The organism is Paenibacillus sp. MT86, from assembly GCF_058792535.1.
On record NZ_CM179499.1, the window covers coordinates 6,890,911 to 6,907,308 of the forward strand.

The 16,398-nt window shown below is 44.2% G+C and carries 15 protein-coding genes and 1 pseudogene; 2 read left to right on the plus strand and 14 right to left on the minus strand.

Annotation, left to right across the window (positions count from 1 at the left end):
- Positions 1–26 precede the first annotated feature (26 nt).
- The 5 genes from AC3RCL_RS31390 to AC3RCL_RS31410 form a co-directional block, all read right to left on the minus strand.
- On the minus strand, positions 27–788 hold the full coding sequence (locus AC3RCL_RS31390; RefSeq protein WP_492533915.1) for a Cof-type HAD-IIB family hydrolase: 762 nt from the start codon (positions 786–788) through the stop codon (positions 27–29).
- On the minus strand, positions 785–1,621 hold the full coding sequence (locus AC3RCL_RS31395; RefSeq protein WP_096777233.1) for a carbohydrate ABC transporter permease: 837 nt from the start codon (positions 1,619–1,621) through the stop codon (positions 785–787). The genes AC3RCL_RS31390 and AC3RCL_RS31395 overlap by 4 nt, the downstream gene beginning before the upstream one ends.
- Positions 1,622–1,650: 29 nt before the next feature.
- Positions 1,651–2,601 carry a carbohydrate ABC transporter permease gene (locus AC3RCL_RS31400; RefSeq protein WP_096777234.1) on the minus strand — a complete coding sequence of 317 codons (951 nt, stop codon included), beginning with the start codon at positions 2,599–2,601 and terminating at the stop codon, positions 1,651–1,653.
- 126 nt (positions 2,602–2,727) lie between these two features.
- Complete coding sequence (locus AC3RCL_RS31405) at positions 2,728–4,203, minus strand: ABC transporter substrate-binding protein (RefSeq protein WP_492533918.1); 1,476 nt, start codon at positions 4,201–4,203, stop codon at positions 2,728–2,730.
- A 195-nt stretch (positions 4,204–4,398) separates the two neighbouring features.
- Positions 4,399–4,983, minus strand: a complete 585-nt coding sequence (locus AC3RCL_RS31410; protein ID WP_096777236.1) for a YdcF family protein — start codon at positions 4,981–4,983, stop codon at positions 4,399–4,401.
- Positions 4,984–5,304: 321 nt separating this feature from the next.
- Here AC3RCL_RS31410 and AC3RCL_RS31415 point away from each other — a divergent pair, with 321 nt between their 5' ends.
- Positions 5,305–6,489 (plus strand): ROK family transcriptional regulator, encoded by a 1,185-nt coding sequence (locus tag AC3RCL_RS31415; protein WP_249732900.1) that lies wholly within the window; start codon positions 5,305–5,307, stop codon positions 6,487–6,489.
- A 179-nt stretch (positions 6,490–6,668) separates the two neighbouring features.
- Here AC3RCL_RS31415 and AC3RCL_RS31420 read toward each other — a convergent pair whose 3' ends face one another.
- The 5 genes from AC3RCL_RS31420 to pnuC form a co-directional block, all read right to left on the minus strand.
- On the minus strand, positions 6,669–7,076 hold the full coding sequence (locus AC3RCL_RS31420; RefSeq protein WP_492533920.1) for a DUF7668 domain-containing protein: 408 nt from the start codon (positions 7,074–7,076) through the stop codon (positions 6,669–6,671).
- Between the two features lie 64 nt (positions 7,077–7,140).
- Complete coding sequence (ybiA, locus tag AC3RCL_RS31425) at positions 7,141–7,704, minus strand: riboflavin biosynthesis intermediates N-glycosidase (RefSeq protein ID WP_492533922.1); 564 nt, start codon at positions 7,702–7,704, stop codon at positions 7,141–7,143.
- A gap of 3 nt (positions 7,705–7,707) precedes the next feature.
- Positions 7,708–8,592 (minus strand): NUDIX hydrolase, encoded by an 885-nt coding sequence (locus AC3RCL_RS31430; protein ID WP_096777240.1) that lies wholly within the window; start codon positions 8,590–8,592, stop codon positions 7,708–7,710.
- Positions 8,593–8,669: 77 nt separating this feature from the next.
- Entirely contained in the window at positions 8,670–9,680 is a 1,011-nt protein-coding gene (locus AC3RCL_RS31435) for an AAA family ATPase (RefSeq protein ID WP_492533925.1), read from the minus strand.
- Positions 9,677–10,354 (minus strand): nicotinamide riboside transporter PnuC, encoded by a 678-nt coding sequence (gene pnuC, locus AC3RCL_RS31440; RefSeq protein WP_096777242.1) that lies wholly within the window; start codon positions 10,352–10,354, stop codon positions 9,677–9,679. Before pnuC ends, AC3RCL_RS31435 begins: the two co-directional genes overlap by 4 nt.
- 313 nt (positions 10,355–10,667) lie before the next feature.
- On the opposite strand from pnuC, the gene AC3RCL_RS31445 reads away from it, so the two are divergent.
- Complete coding sequence (locus AC3RCL_RS31445) at positions 10,668–11,774, plus strand: PRK06851 family protein (RefSeq protein ID WP_492533927.1); 1,107 nt, start codon at positions 10,668–10,670, stop codon at positions 11,772–11,774.
- A gap of 122 nt (positions 11,775–11,896) precedes the next feature.
- On the opposite strand, the gene AC3RCL_RS31450 is transcribed toward AC3RCL_RS31445, so the two are convergent.
- From AC3RCL_RS31450 to AC3RCL_RS31465, 4 genes and pseudogenes are all read right to left on the minus strand, one after another.
- Positions 11,897–12,301, minus strand: coding sequence for a VOC family protein (locus AC3RCL_RS31450; RefSeq protein ID WP_404564272.1), 405 nt, complete (start codon positions 12,299–12,301; stop codon positions 11,897–11,899).
- A 131-nt stretch (positions 12,302–12,432) separates the two neighbouring features.
- Positions 12,433–12,996 (minus strand): annotated as a pseudogene (locus AC3RCL_RS31455) (helix-turn-helix transcriptional regulator).
- A 316-nt stretch (positions 12,997–13,312) separates the two neighbouring features.
- Positions 13,313–15,103, minus strand: a complete 1,791-nt coding sequence (locus tag AC3RCL_RS31460) for an ATP-binding protein (protein WP_015738084.1) — start codon at positions 15,101–15,103, stop codon at positions 13,313–13,315.
- Positions 15,096–16,313: a hypothetical protein gene (locus tag AC3RCL_RS31465; protein WP_015738085.1), complete on the minus strand. Its 1,218-nt coding sequence runs from the start codon at positions 16,311–16,313 to the stop codon at positions 15,096–15,098. Before AC3RCL_RS31465 ends, AC3RCL_RS31460 begins: the two co-directional genes overlap by 8 nt.
- Between the last annotated feature and the right edge of the window lie 85 nt (positions 16,314–16,398).

Sequence of the window (16,398 nt, forward strand, 5' to 3'; positions counted from 1 at the left end):
TATATTTACTAGCAAAGCTGTGTTTACTACATTTGGAATACATATTTTCGAATCGCCAGAGCAACGCCGTCCTCGTTGTTGGTAGCCGTGATTACGTCCGCTATGGATTTGATATGCTCTTCACCGTTGGCCATCGCAACACCGAGACCTGCTGCCTTCAGCAGCTTCGCGTCATTATCACTGTCCCCCATAGCAATGACATCGGACATCGAGAAGCCCAGCGTCTGACAAACCTCGCGCACTCCGCTTTCCTTTGTAATGCCTTTAACTGAAATCTCCATATTAGTAAGAGCCGAATGGGTAACCTCGAGCGTGCCCCAGCTGAGCAGCTCTTCCTTAATTTCCGCAAGCTTCCGCTGATCATTGCTGCCAATGCCGAATTTCATCCAATCCCGTTCGAACATCTCCGGCGTCCATTCCTTGTCGCCCGTCAAGCTTTCCACGCTGTAGCCCCAGTACCACTCGCCCCGCTTGGCAGCAATGGCGTGCATATCGCGGACCGTGTCCCGAGGGAGGAAGACTCGCTTTTTAAGCCTGCCCGGTCCCTCCCAAACTTCTGCTCCATTGAGCAGCACCATGGGGGAATCGAGCCCAAGCTCATCCCAGAAGCCCTTGGCAGTTTGCAAGCCTCTCCCGGTGGAGAACATGACTTTAACACCCTGATCTACTGCATATTGAAGCCACTTTTTGGTCTCATCCGTAATGTGCTTTTCATCCGTCAGAAGCGTCCCGTCCAGATCCAATGCAATCAGCTTATATTTCGCCTTCACTTGCTCTGCAGTATTCATCCCTTCACCGCCCCCATGGTCGCGCCTTCCATAAGAAGTTTTTGGAATAAGATATAAATAATAATGGACGGTACCATCGCAATGGTTACACCGGCAAACAAAGTCACCCAATCCGCAGTAAACTCCATTTGCTTATTCGCAGAATACATTTGCACCGCAATGGGATATTTCTTGGGATCGCTCAAATAGATGAACGGCGCTAAGAAATTGTTATAAAACCCTAAGAACTTGAATACGCCAACGGTTACAATTCCCGGTGTAGACAAAGGAACGATAACACGCCAAAACTTTTGGAATAATGTAGCGCCATCCATCGTTGCGCTCTCTTCAAGCTCCATCGGCAGAGAGCTCATAAACCCTCCGAGCAGCATAAGATAGAACACGCTTTCACCTAGACTGGACAGAAGAATTAATCCGGTCAAGCTATTGGTCAAACTCAGCTCCCGCATAATGACATACTGGGGTACAAGCGCATTGATGCCCGGCAGGAACAGGGACAACATAATCAAGCCCCAAATCAATTTTCTGCCTTTGAACTGCATTCGAGTAAGCGCATAGGCGTTAATTGTCGTAAAGAAAAGCCCAAGCACCAGACTTCCGCCAACATAATAAAGGGTATTTAAGAGTGATTGCCCAAAACCGTATTGATTCCAAGCCTTCGAATAATTCTGCCATCTTAGTTCCGAAGGCAGCGCCCATATATCTTTAAAAAACTCAGGATTGCTTTTTAACGATTCATAGATAACCCAGGCTAAAGGAAACAATATGGTCAGCGACCAAGCATAAAGCAGCACACGCCACACAACGTCCATAAACGTTCGTTTTTCCTTCAAACTTTATCCCTCCGAACTTCATATGGAAACTAATACTCGTAGCCTTTGTTCGGCACAAATTTATCGATTAACAGCTTTGCCGTTACTAATATGACGAACAGGATCATACCGACTGCGGAAGCGTAGCCGTAATTCCGATACTCTACGCCAAAAGCCAAGTTAAACATGTAGAGGCCGATGACATCCGTCGACCCGAATGGGCCCCCGTTTGTCATAATGAGGATGATTTCAAAGCCCTTCATCGTGCCAACGACCAGGAACAAAGCGCTGACCCGAATAATGGGCGTAACAAGCGGCATTGTAATTTTAAACAAACGCGTCATATGTCCGGCCCCTTCAAGAATCGCCGCCTCGTACAATGACTTTGGAATCGCCAGCATCGCATTGGCAAAGATAATGACGTACAAGCCGACGCCGCCCCATACCCATGCCGGGATAATCGACGCAAGCGCCGTATTTTCATTGCCCAGCCAATAGAAATTACCGGTATCAATGCCAATGAACTTTAGTAGCCCATTCAGCAAACCGTACGATCCGTCATAAATAAAAGCCCAGAGGAGCGCGACTACGACCGTAGATAAAACATTCGGAAAGAAAAACAATATCTTCAAAAACTTATTTTCTTTATACGATTTATTTGTAATTAAATAGGCAAGTATCAAAGAGATGATAATAACAAAGAAGGGCACCGTTATCATTAAAATCAAGTTGTGGGTAAGCGCGCGCCACACGTATTTATCTTGAAATGCGTTGACGAAATTGGACAACCCGACAAACGTTGCATCCGTAAACCCGTCCCAATTAAGCAGCGCATAATAAACGGATAAGATGTTCGGAAACAACGTGAAAAGCAAATATCCGCCAAAGGGAGGCACAATGGCTATGAACAGAAATATCCACTTCTGCGTATTCGCTTTATCAAGACCCAGTTTGCGCAGCACAGAGGGCCTTGGTGTCTTCACAGCGGTTAAATCAGACACGAGAGATCAGCTCCTATCTTACTGGACGTGAAAATCCGACTTTTTGAACACGTACTATGTGAAGCCTATAGGGTCGCAGAGTTAAAACAGAAGAGCGGAGATGAGTCCTCCCCGCTCCATCACGTCTTATTTTTTCTTTTCAGCCTCTACAGCTTTCTTCAGCAGCTCTTCGGCTTGCTCCAGAATCGGTTTCGGATCCTGCATACCCATAGCAAATTTAACAATATTCTCATTCAATAATTTTTCCGCTTGAGCAAGATTCGGATCGGAAATACTGATAGACCGGCTTGCTTTATAAGTTTGAGCATTATTATCCGCAATGTACTTCAGAACAGATTGGGCGGAACTGGAAAGGTTAGCCGTTCTGGCAGGGTCTTCCGTCAAATCCTTGCGCATTGGCAAAGCGCCTGCCTTTTCAGCAGCAAATTGTTGATTTTCAAGCGTAACCATCCATGTGATCAATTCTTTGGCCCACTTTTTGTTAAGCTCCGGCTTAGCTGCCCAGATATAGTTGAAGTTTGAAGTTCCGCTTCGAATCCAAAGCGTTTGATTTGTGTTATCTCTGAAAGGAACAGCCATGAAGCCCCAATCGAAATCCTCGGGTGTTGCTTCCTTCATCTCATTCTCGACATGAGTCCCTGTCGATACCATCGCCGCTTGCCCCTGAATAACCTGCATTTGCGATTGCGTATGGTTCAATGCCGGAAGTCCTTCTGCAAAATATCCCAGCTTCCCAAGCTCATAGATGCGCTGCCAGGTTTCAACTGTCTCCGGATTTGTGTATTGCGGCAGACCGTAGGTTCTATAATTTTCGATAAATTCATCCACATGGCCATTGATATCAGCCAGCTCAAAATTTTTGGCCGTTCCGAAAGCCCAGTTATGGTAGCTTGGATGAATACCCGGGAACGTTATGGGAGCAATGCCGTCCGCTTTAATGTCTGCTAGAAGTGCTTTAAATTCATCCCATGTGTTCGGGTTTTGGTTCCAGCCATGCTCTTCGAATAGCTTTTTATTAAAAAACAACCCGCCAAAGCTGCTCGCCGTCGTAAATTCATATCTTTTCCCATTGATCAGCTGCGTTGACTCGTACATGCCCGGCATCATAAGATCCTTGACCTTTTTGTCCGGCACGTCTGGAAGAGGGTATTCCCAAATGTCATCCATTGGTTCAAGCTTGCCGGCTTCAGCGAGCCCCACAATACCTCCCGCTGGATCGGTATTAAATAGATCAAACATGTCATTATCATTGCCCGCAGAGATTTTTGTAGAAAGAATCGTCTTCATATCAGCTGAAGCCGTGATGTCTACTTTGACATTTGGATACTTGGCTGTAAACGATTCAACTGCATAATCGAACCACTCCCGGCCATATCCTCCTACAAAGAAGCCTACCTTTAGCGTTACTTCCTCATTCTTCGGCAATCCATTCTCATAAACTTCTACTTCTGCAGATACACCCGGCTTATCCGAACCAGCAGGAGTTGTACTTGGACTAGCCTCGTTCTTTCCGCTGTTTCCACCGCAACCAGCCAGCATGGCTAATGATAATGCCGCTGCAACACCCGTGCTCATGAATCGTTTCATTTTTCCATTAAACATTATTTCGCTCCCCCGTTAATTAATAAATAAATTGGATTAACTATTTAAGCATAACTATGATTTGTTAATCAGCAATCAAATCAGGGTAAATAATTTGTAAATAAGTACTGGCTTTGGCCTTTTAAGCCTCACCTCCCATATATTCTGGAAACGCTTACATTTTAATTATTAAACGGCCAGTTGTCAACCTTTTTGTCAATCGTTTTGATCATTGATGACCCTCTTAATAATAGGGAGAGTTAATCGAAATGCCCGAATCTCCAAAAATGTTAATTTAAGCTGGAATCCCACGATGCTTCTAAGGCTTCGATTGGCGCAGAATCCGCCCTTTATGCCAAGACGATGCATAATATACTTCGTGCGGCGGACATGAAATAAATTGGTTATGATAACAAAAGATTTTAGCTGGTACTGCTCCATCAATTGCTTGCTAAAGATTAAATTTTGAACGGTGTTGTTTGACTTGTCTTCTTCTAACACTCTTTTTGCTGGGACGCCCTTCTCAATCAGGTACTTCTTCATCAGCTCCGCTTCCGAGCGACGTGAACCAACGGCTCCCCCCGATACAATGATATATTTGGGCCCATACTGCTGAAACAGTTTGTAAGCCTCATCCAGTCTTTCTTTAAGCAACGGGTGTATTCGGCCGTCTTTAGATACATAGCCAAGTACAATAAGTGCATCTGCTTTACCAGGTTGTAACATAACTGCATGCAGCCAGCATATGTAAGTCAGCACCGTCATCGCTGCTATTGCAATGATCCATCCAATCCATACCATTACTTACTCCTCTAGGCGTCAAATTATTGTATTTAATCAAATCAGTTTACAAATATAATATCCTTTTTTATCACAATGTCAATACAATTGGCTGCGTTTTTTTCATTGTTTTTGGATTGAAAGTTTCCGTACTGATTGTATCATGCTGCATAAAACCGCCATCTATCATCGTTTTTAAGAAATTTAAAAATGACGTTCGTTGAATTAAACGAACTTGCAACTTTTATTCGCCTCGTATTAATGCTACACTTGAAGCAAAGTATGTTCCTAATTTGTCAAATGTTTTGAATCTATATTATATAAAACGTTGTTGGAAAGAGGATGCATATCGTGAGTGATTCGGTCAAACAAACTAGCCATATGTTATTAAAATCAATAAATCAGCAGAAGGTTCTTTTTCTCATTTATTCAGAGGGGCCGATCTCTCGCGTAGAGCTTGCGGAAAAGACTGGACTAAGCAGACAAACGGTAACCAATATCGTGAATCGCCTGTTGAAGGAAAAAATAATCGTGACAGGGGAGCTTATCGACTTGGAGGCAGGCAGCGGAAGGAAAAGAGTCGGCCTTCATATCAACAGCGGCCATTTTTATGCCATCGGGCTTGAGCTCGCCGGCAAATACATTCGCGGAAAAGTGTTCAACCTGCGTCAAGAAGCTGTCGCATCCGCAGAACGCACGATCAACAAATATGGTTCTATAGATGTGCTGATGCAGCTGTTGCATGAAGTTATCGATGAGCTGCTCACCCAGGTGCCCAACGCCTCCAAAGTAAAAGGGATCGGAATCAGTATGCAGGGCCTGGTAGATTCTCAGCATGGCATCGTTCTGCGAACACCCGGCATAGGCGTTCATCGCCTGCCGCTCAAGCAGCTGCTTGAAGACAAATATGACATACCCGTGTATATCGAGAACGATGTCAATCTTCTCTCTGTCAACGAGAATATGAACGGCTGCTTGAAGGATTCCAATAACAATATCACCATTAAGTTTGATTATGGTACAGGCGGCGCGATCGTCCACGATAAACAAATTATTGCAGGATCAAGCTTTGTTGCAGGTGAATTCGGGCATTATAAAGGCTTCTATGGAGAAGATGCCTATCCTTGCCATTGCGGCAGATCCGGATGCTTAACGACGCTGGCTTCCAGCAGCGGACTTAGTGTTTCCATCAAATGCACACTAGAGGAGTTCGCAGAAGGCATAAGAACAGGAGATCCTAAGTTCCTTGGTTTATACGAAAAAATTGTCGATGGCATCGCGATCGCCGTTACCAATATCATTACATTTATCAATCCAGACAGCCTGCTTATGACTGGCCGAGTCATTCCTACCATCAGTCCCGAAATGTTCAACGAGATTAAAGCTAGAGTGATGCACCAGTTGCCTGTGACAGTTAATAACGTACAATTGATCCACCTTCAGGACAAACCGGATGAAACCAAGCTCGCTGCCGGGTTAGTTATTAAACGTGCATTTGAAATACCGCTGGATACTTTATCTCTTTAAATTGCGCCCCTTCATGAATTCTCTCCCCCTTGGATGGAGTTCTTCGGTTAGATTTTTGCACGGTATGATACCTTGATTTCTGGACTATAAGTAAAAGCAGGCCCTCTGTAAACTTGCAGATGGCCTGCTTCAATAACCTTTATCCCTATGCCTTTTTCTTCAGATTAAATACGATATTATTAAAGTACAGTAATCCCACTCTCAAAAATGACTTTCAAATAGTCACCTTCAACGTGAAACTCAACGCTCAAAGTCAAATCATTAGGTTCGCCATCGGTCGTCAATGCATATTCGTAAGCAATTCCGCTTCCATCGTTAAAGTGATAGAAAGATTCTTGCTGATAAACACTGCCATCTTTATAAACAGGCCTAAAGGTGCATTCTACATCAAACCTATCGATCTGTTCCAACTCATTATCTTCCTTAAAACTCTCGATGACCTCTTTTAATAGCTTAACGTCCCAATTCTGCATATCATCAACGTTTCGGGCAATTTCCTCATATCGTCCATCTGCGATGGAGTCAACAATCTCTTTTGCAAACGCCCGAATAACATCTTCCTCTTTGCCTAACACCCGTTTAAGCATACCATGTGCTCCCTTATCTCCAGAATCATATGTATCTTACGAAGACCGTCCTTTCACTGCTCCATCACGATGTCTTACTCACCTGCAGCAACTCGTCCCGCGCTTCGGTCAGCGCAAACCCCAGCAGGTTTCGCCCCCGCCATTTCACGGGATTCTCCGCATCCGGATTGGACTGGCCCATGCCGATCCCCCATATGCGGTCCCGCGGGCTGGCTTCGACGAGGATGCGGTTCTTCGTCGACTTGAGATAATCGCCGAGCTCCGGATTCTGCGAAAACTTGGCCAAGCTGGCTCTTTTGACGATGCCGTAGCATTCCTTGTCCCAAGTATCCTTGTCAAAGTTACGGACCGCGCGCCCATAAGCCTTCATTTCCTTGGGATGCTTAGCCGTAAGGATCGACTCCAGCATTTCGTTGTCGCCGAACAGCCTTGCCTTCTCGGCCATCATAAACTGCTCGGCACAGGAATACTCCGTCCCCTCTACCGTGAACGGGCACATCCACCACTGGCTGAAGCAGCTTTTGTCGACGCCCCCGTCCTTAGGCGGCGTATGGCCCCAAAAGAATACATACTTGAACGTTTTTCCTTCGTTATAAGCTTTCCTTAGCTCATTGAGATTGTAGATCATCCGTTAGTCCTCCAGTTTTCTCCGATACAACCGGGATGGTCGATGTCCCGCATTTTCGGTGTAATGATCGGTCTCCGCCACGAGATCGGCCACCTTGCGCCGGAAGGCCGCCTTCAATAGCTCTTTATCCATAATGACCTCATAAACCTGCTGCAGTTCCGTCAAGGTAAAAAGCTTTGGCATTAAGTGCAGCGCAATATCGGTATCATTCACTTTTCCCCGCAGCCGCTCGATCGCGCATGCTATAATCTTTGCATGGTCGAAGGCCAATCCGTTATTCGATACGATCTTATACTCCGTGCTAGTCGATGTCGTCTTTACCGTCAACGTTCTGGCCACGACCGCCGAAAGCTCCTCTTCACCGCTTAACTTAAGTTCATACTCCAGCGTCTTGACGTATCCGTCCTCCATCAGCTCTTTCTGCTCCCGCAGCTGCCGATAGGAGACCTTGAACCAAGAGGCGTCGGCCGCATCGTCTCCCGCTCTAAGCTCCAACTTATCACTGTTGATCAGCGCCATGTAGCTGCAGCTCATCACCCAGGTTCGGGGATCTCGCCCGATATCGCTGAACGTATATAGCTGCTCCAAATAAACGTCGTCCACGCCGGTTTCCTCACGCAATTCCCTTGCAGCGGCCTGCTCAGTCGTCTCGCTCGGCTGGACAAAGCCGCCAGGCAGCGCCCATTTCCCCAGGAAGGGGTGACCTCCCCGGCGGATGAGCAGGATGCGGAGCTCTTTTTCCGGTAATTTGCGATAACTGTCAGCCACCCCATTCGTAACCGTGAAGATCACCATATCGGCTGCCACCGAAGGCCGCTCGTAATCTCCTGCCCGGTACTGCTCCAAAAATTCGCGTTCCGTAAGTCCGTTCCGATCCAACAAATCCAATGGGGGCGCCTCCTTGTTTTTTGATTCTAAATGAGCTGTGGTTATGGATTCATTTTACTCCCTGCCTGCATCTAATTCTAACCGTTCAGCTCCCCGAAATAGTTTCGATAGGGCTCGAACTTCGCCAGCACCTCGTCTACCTTGCGCATGCGTTCCTCCAGGCTTCCCCGCAGCGTAATGTAGGGAATGCGCCGCTCCTTCAAATCCGCGATGATCTGCTTATGAAAAACATGCCGCTTCTGGTCCCCGCTTCGATCCCATGTATCGTCATAAGGAATATCGTCGTCGCACAAGAAGAACAGATCGTAGCGCTGCGCATTCTCCAGAGCAATCCGGGTCAATAGCTCCGGGGCCTCGCCGTGGTAATCCATAGCGAACATATACGTCGTTATCGCATTGGTATCAACGAACAGAAATCGGTTCGCCGCAAGCAAAGCCTGCTCTTCACGCTCGATATGACCCACTGCGATTTCATCGAACGCCTCTAGGCCGATTCTGCGGTCCACCTGATGCTCGGTCCAATAATCGCGTCCGTATTCGCTCGCGTAGGCCGTGTTATACCGTCTTGCCAGCGCTTCGGTGATCGTCGACTTCCCCGTCGACATCGCCCCAACAAATACCACCTTCGTTATTAAGTCCCGGTACACGATATCACTTAGGAACTCCCTGTACTTATATGGGTCGGAACGGATCATCGTTGCAGAGATCGGAACCCGCTCGCGGGCTTCATCGACCCGTCGGTCGACCGAGCCCAAAGCGAGACTCATATGCCTGCCGTAAAACTCGCTCGAGTAAAAATGCGTGACTTGCTCGCCGTTCAGTAAACCGAGTATATACTGTTCTTCCCGAATCTCATGCGCTCTGTCATCCGAATACCCGTCCGGTCCGTCCCAAGCTTCGATGACCCGGACTGCCGGGTATAGTCGCCGTATCCAATTCGCCCGGATATGAAGCGGGATCGGAGTGACCGTCGTCTCGTAAATGACCACGATTAATTCATCGACCTCTTGCAGCGCCGTTTCGATCATGAACTGATGCCCTTTATGCAGCGGGGCAAACTTCCCCAGCGTTAATCCGAGCGTTTTCATGCCGCCACCTCCTTGGCCCCTTTGTTCCAATTGTAATACCCGTATACCGCATTGACCAAATACGCGCTCCACATGACGATCATCAGCATGCCTTCGCTGCTGCCCTCCAGCAATCGAATCGCCCACAGCAGCACCGTAAACAAATTCAACACAATATAGACCAGCCATTGTTCCTTGAATCTGCGGACCATTAAGAAGGTAGCTACAACGGACAGCACCGTCGTAGTCGCATCGATGTAAGGCGAGTTCTGTCCGGGGATGAACGAAAGCCCATATCCCAGCAGCAAACAGCCCAATACGCAGACTGCCCCAACGAGAAGCAGACCTCTAAGCTCCATTTGGCGCATGATCAGCTTGCCGTCTTGGCGGTTATTTTTCCACATGTAGAAGCCAATGACGTTCATCGGAACGAAGAATAGCAAATTCAGCATAACCTCTCCAAACAATCCGTTAATGTAGGCAAGATAAGCGTAACCGACGGTATTGTACATGCCGAAAACATAGCTCATCAGGTTGCCCTTCGCCGCAAGCACCACGCATAGCACCCCGGTAATAAAAACGGTAAATCCGAATAAAGAGTCCTTTGAAATCACCGTAAACAAGGCGGCAATCGAGGTAAACAGCGCCAACCACGCTATTTCGAACAGGCTCCAGCCACTCGCAACCTTCTTCACATTGCATCCCCTCCGTCTTCTCCACTGAGTTTACAGAGCGAAAACGCCCAATCAAACTTAGTATCATTTTGTTAATAACAATTTGTTACTATCAAAAATAACAGAATATCCATCGTAGGGCAAGTGAAATCTCCCCATTTATCGCAGGCTTGATTTTTACCTTCTGTAGCCCGGTCAACAGATAACGAAAAACATGGGAGAGGACGAACACCACTTGTTACAACACGGAATATACAAATATATAGGCACTTATCCCAATCATGCTTATTCTGTACACTTTGCGAATCGGAATAGGCACAAAGGAGTGTGTAGGTTGGTACAAAAATCATCTCACTATTTTGCCCACGGCAACACTGCGCGCGGGGCTCATTTCTTGTATACATCCGCATTTGATGGGTTGAACAAGATCTTTGTCCTTACGGGGCCCCAAGGCACGGGGAAATCAACGGTCATGCAAAGCTTGGCGGATAGCCTGCTGGATAAAGGCAACCATGTGCAATGCTTCCACTCCCCTCTCCGTCCCGACGAACTGGATGGCATCATTTGTACGGAATTGAAGGTTGGTATTGTCGACGGGCGAGTCTGCAAGGGGATTTCGGATAGCGGGGCCGGTGACATCGTCTTTATCGATTTCGAGGAAGCGTTTGATGACAGCCTTATTTTACCGGGAGACTTCATCACGATAGAAGATCTTAGAGTCAAGCTTGAGAGTGCCTACTCCAATGCGTATGAAACGTTCGCAGCAGCATTACGGATTCATGACGAGTGGGAAAAATTTTATATCGATAACATGGATTTCACGAAGGCTGACAAGATTGCGCTGGAATTGATTCAAGAATTATACGCCGGTCATGAAAGCGATACGTCAACCACTTCGCGTCACGTATTTTTCGGAGCTGCGACTCCAAGGGGGGCTTATGATTTTATTCAAAGCTTGACCGCTCAGCTGGAAAGACGGATTTTCATCAAAGGAAGGGCGGGATCCGGCAAATCGACGATGCTGAAAAAGCTTGCCTCCGCTGCCGAACAGAAAGGAATCGACGTTCAAGTGTTTCATTGCGGCTTTGATCCGAATAGTTTGGATATGTTGATATTCCCGAAGCTTCAAACAGCCATCTTCGACAGTACCGCTCCGCATGAATACTTTCCAGATCGGGACGGGGATGAGATCCTAGATATGTATATACGAACTATAGCTCCTGGAACAGACGAAGCCCACGCTGCCGAAATAGCCGGTATCAAAGCACGCTATTCGGAAAAAATGAAAGAGGCTACCTCCCATCTGGCCGAAGCCGAAGCCATCGATTCTCAAATTAAGGCCTACTATGTTGCGGCCACCGATTTTTCGATCGTAGAGAAACTCCACCTGCAATTACAGTCCGAATTGAATGAACTGATCGGCTCCATTCAGCCTTCATAATAAGATCCCACCCAAAAGCGTCGATTTCAGACGGGGCTCAGCAGTCTAAAACAAGCTGAGCCCCGTTTGAGATTGAATCTGCTTCCATTTATCCTATTCCCTTCTCCATGCCTTACTGCCCGTCAATGTCTACCTTTGAACCGTTTAATCGCTTCCTCGGTCACCGGCTCGAAGAGGTTAAGAAGGTTGCCATCGGGATCGCGGAACAGCATAGAACGGTTCCCCCACGGCATCGTGGTCGGTTCCTTTACCCAATTATCGACAAATGGCCTCAAGCGTACATATTCGGCTTCGACATCGTCGACGCGGAACTCAATAATGACAGTGCGATTATTGGCCCCCACTAAGGAACCGGCGCCGAATAACTGCGTCGTCTGGGAGTGGCCGATTGCAAGGGTGCATGATGGCACAACGAGTTCGGCAAATACGGGCGCTGGTCGCTCCGCCGAAACCCCCATGACTTTCTCATAGAACTCGACGAGACGATCCACATCGTTAGTAATGATGCGTACAGAAGCGAAATTCACAAGATATCATCCTTCCTATTAATAATAGGTCTGGCTGTGTCCCACAGCCGTTGTAAAACATACATTTTACTTATCTATCTTCTTTACATTTACATGTCCAATTATAAAAAAACGCTACTGACAACGTTATGTCAGTAGCGTTTTAGAATTCTTTGGGCTTCCTCACGAATTCGATTTCGGAATGATTCGGGCTCCAACACGGTTACCCCCGCTCCCCAACCAAGCACCCACTGCAGCAATTCATCCAGCTGACGAACGCGTAAGACCACATCCAATCCACCTCGATGCTCTTACATATCCTCTACGTAATGATAGTTCGATTCCTTCACCTTATCTGCGATGTCATGGTTAAATCGAAGGCATACTCGCAAGTGGCGATCATCTAAAGGTGTATATTCCCTTAAGTCAAAATGCTCCCTGTCATCAAATCGTTGCTCGATAAATTCTGTTCCTATAAGCAAGATCACAGCTTCCTCTATTGTAAAACTGATCGGAGGTAGAAATAATCCCTCCATTAAGGAATACCCTGTGCCTGTAGTGCCTGTAATCGGAAGGCCTGCTTCGCTGAGCGCCTGAATGTCGCGATAGATGGTCCTCACACTGGTTTCAAATCGTGCCGCCAAATCTTCGGCACGTACCACTTGCCTGTATTGCAGCTCCAGCACGATGGCCAACAAACGATCTGTTTTGTTCATTGACTGCTCCCTTGAAACGTAATACTGTACAACAGAAACTTACCGCTATTTATGATACGGTTCACCGTATCACCCTATCAGCGAATATTCGAACGGTGTGTGACTGCACAGTCACCACCAGTCCTAAAGGCTAGTCCCATTGGAATTGAATTTGCTAAATAATAATTTACTCAAGCTCCTAGCTTCCAAGCCTCAACTACCGACTGAAAGAACTCTTTGTATTCAGGGTAGATTAGATCAAATGAAAAGAAGAATTCAAGAATATTATGAGTTGCTTGGGATTAATAGACTAGATAAACGGGATGCATCCGCATCCCTAACTTATAATTACTGTTTCTAATAGTCCTTCTTCTTTTCTCCAACGTTTAATAATATCTGAAAAGGTTACCTGTTTCCAAGGCTGCTCCCATTCTTGAATGAATGGGACACTTTGCGATTTCGGTTCCGGTATCGGTTTCTCCATCTTTATAACAGTAGGCATTATTATTGAATCACCTACGACTATGCACTCACCCTGCCCAAGGTTCGGGAGTATTTCCCCAAGATTTTTTGTACTATCTGGCATGAGGTTTTTCACAAAATTTTGATCATTTGGATTTGTTAAACGAAGTGAAACAAAATTATTGCACTGCGCTAGTATTGTTTCCGATACTTCAGAAGGCCTTTGACTTACAACCATTAAACTTAGCCCATATTTTCTCCCTTCTTTGGCAATTCTCTCAATAGATTTTTTTGATGAATTGTATTCTGCGCCACCGTTACGTGGAATATAATTATGAGCTTCTTCGCAAACAATCATTACCGGGATATCATTAAGTAACTCTCTATCATGTTGTATTTTTGAATAATGGAAGCTAAAATCAAATACTAATCTTGCAACCAAACTAACTGTTATACTCAGAACTTCGAAGGGCACTCCACTAAGATCAACTATTGTGACATTTGCTTTATTTAGATATCCTAAAAACTGCTTCATTAGTTCTTCAAAGTCATTAGTCGAATATAATCCACCATCTTCTTTGGTTGGATTCAATAAAAAATTCAACCTTTTATCGGTAAGTTTCGTTTCTAATCTGGACAAAAATCGATTAAACTCACCATGAAATGGACCATTAGAAGCTTTAGTTGCAGCGGCTGTAGATTGTGGCACAAATTCATATACATCATCAAAGTAGAGTTGTTTTCGATTTCTCACCAACGTATTGTCTGCTAATTTTGGGCAATTTTCAGTTTCAAGCTTACTAATCACTTCTCTGTTCATATTTTCGATATAATTAAATACTTCTTTAATATCAAAATAGACAGGCGTATCATATGTAATATCGTTAATTGTAGGATTATGTTTCTCCTTGTTAAAGATAACGGCATTTTTAAACATTGAGATCTGATTGTGGGAATTATTTTCATTGCTCTCTATAAATAATGATTCCAACTCCTCAGAATTCATTAGCCAATAAGGTAGTTTCATTTTATCCACGGAAAGATTATTTAATGTGAATTTCTGCTCTTGCGCTAGTGTAAAAGCAGCGGAATATTCAGAGTGAATATCGAAAATAATAATATGAGAATTCTTTTGTTCCTCTGAATAAATATTTAATGAATTATTAATACCCACAGCTCCTTGTAGTATTTTTGCTACTGTACATGATTTACCTGCGCCAGTAGAGCCTACAATAGCAATATGTTTCCCAAAAAACTTGTCACCATTTACTTTTACTTGAATGTTCTCATTCTGAGACAGAACACCCATAGGAAAATTATATTCTGCACCTGCTCCAAAAATACGATCAAGCATTCCAGCATCTAATACATATACGGGTTCTGTTGGAACAGGTAAATTTTTAGTTCCCCTGCGGAAACCATCCTCAATTATACTGCCTATTGGTTGCGTTTCAATTATTAGTTTAATGTCATCCTCAATACTATAATCCATCGCTTTAATATTATTTATCACGCTCACAATGTAATTGCTGTTTCCATCTGCTATTTTTAAATATTGTCCAATTTGTAATTTGTCCTTGTTATCTTCAAGGGCCTTTAAATTTTGTATTGTCACAACAATACTATCAGGAGAACTAGACAATACTTTACCAATTACATTACTCATAAGTGTCCACCATTCCCATAACAAATTTAATTTGATTGATTTCGTTTAGATTTATATGCTCCACGTTTACATCTTGAAAATCTAAATCGGGTACAGTATCTGTAAATAAGAAGAAATCATCAGATTTTATTTGATTTAATATTCCGATTTCATTCTCATCATATCGTAGAAGTCGTACTTGAAACTCAGAATAAAATTGTTTCCCTATTTTGGATCTTACAGGTCCTGTCAGAAATTTATTCTTATCAAAGTATTCGTCAGTCACTAATCCATCATTATATCTAATATTCTTTTTATGTAACCTTACTCGTATCTCTTTAAAAACTTCCTGTGAACAATCTATACAAATTAGTGGCGTTTTATCGTGCACCTCTTTAAAATGGTACTTATTCACAAAATCAGATATGAAATTTACTATTTCATCATTGAAATTATTGATAGATTGTTGGGATAAAAATAAGTATCGCAACCTAGAGTTCTTATCAAGATTAGTTTTCAACTGTTTTCTTCTGAATGTCAAAATTCTATCCAATGTTCTCAATGATCTTGTCCATCTTGTAATTGCAGTTTTCCTAATTTGCTGTAGATCCTCTAACATTGAGGATTTCTTGATTATCCTCTGTTGAGCCTCATGAAGTATACTCAGGTCTGCAATCATCTGGATGGCATTAGGGTAAAATAAAGTATCTATGTCATCCCTTGGTAGACCGTTTCTCTCCAGAGACATAGTGATACGTTCAATAATTACCTGCAGAGAAGCACCAAATTCCAAAGTAAAGCGTTTAAGAAAACCTGGAATATCAACATTTCCATTTATTTTATTAATAATTCTCTGAAACCTCTGATCGCGTGATTGAAGTATTGTCTTTATATGTTCCTCATTTATCTCAAAATTACTACCCTCACTTTCATTTGGAAAATGCGCATAGAGTTTATACTCTATATCCTTGTCAATGTTATCAAAATAATGTTCCATCATCTGAAGAATAGGTTTGTACACATTACCTAGGGTGAACTTCTCTTGTTCCTCATGGTATTTACACTGTATTGCCCTTGTTGTGAGGGCAGTGGCGATTTCTATATCCTCAATGATGCCTTCAATTGAAATTAATGAATCATCTTCATCATTTAATATTTCTAGTAATGTTTTATTAAACTGATAAATAAAACCTTGTATAGTATAGTCAGCGCTTCGTGACAAGGTACCCACAACCCATCTTCCTAAATTTCCATCATATTCCTATTATACAGAATGCCTATTACAATTGTATATAAATTAACTCTTCTTTCGACAT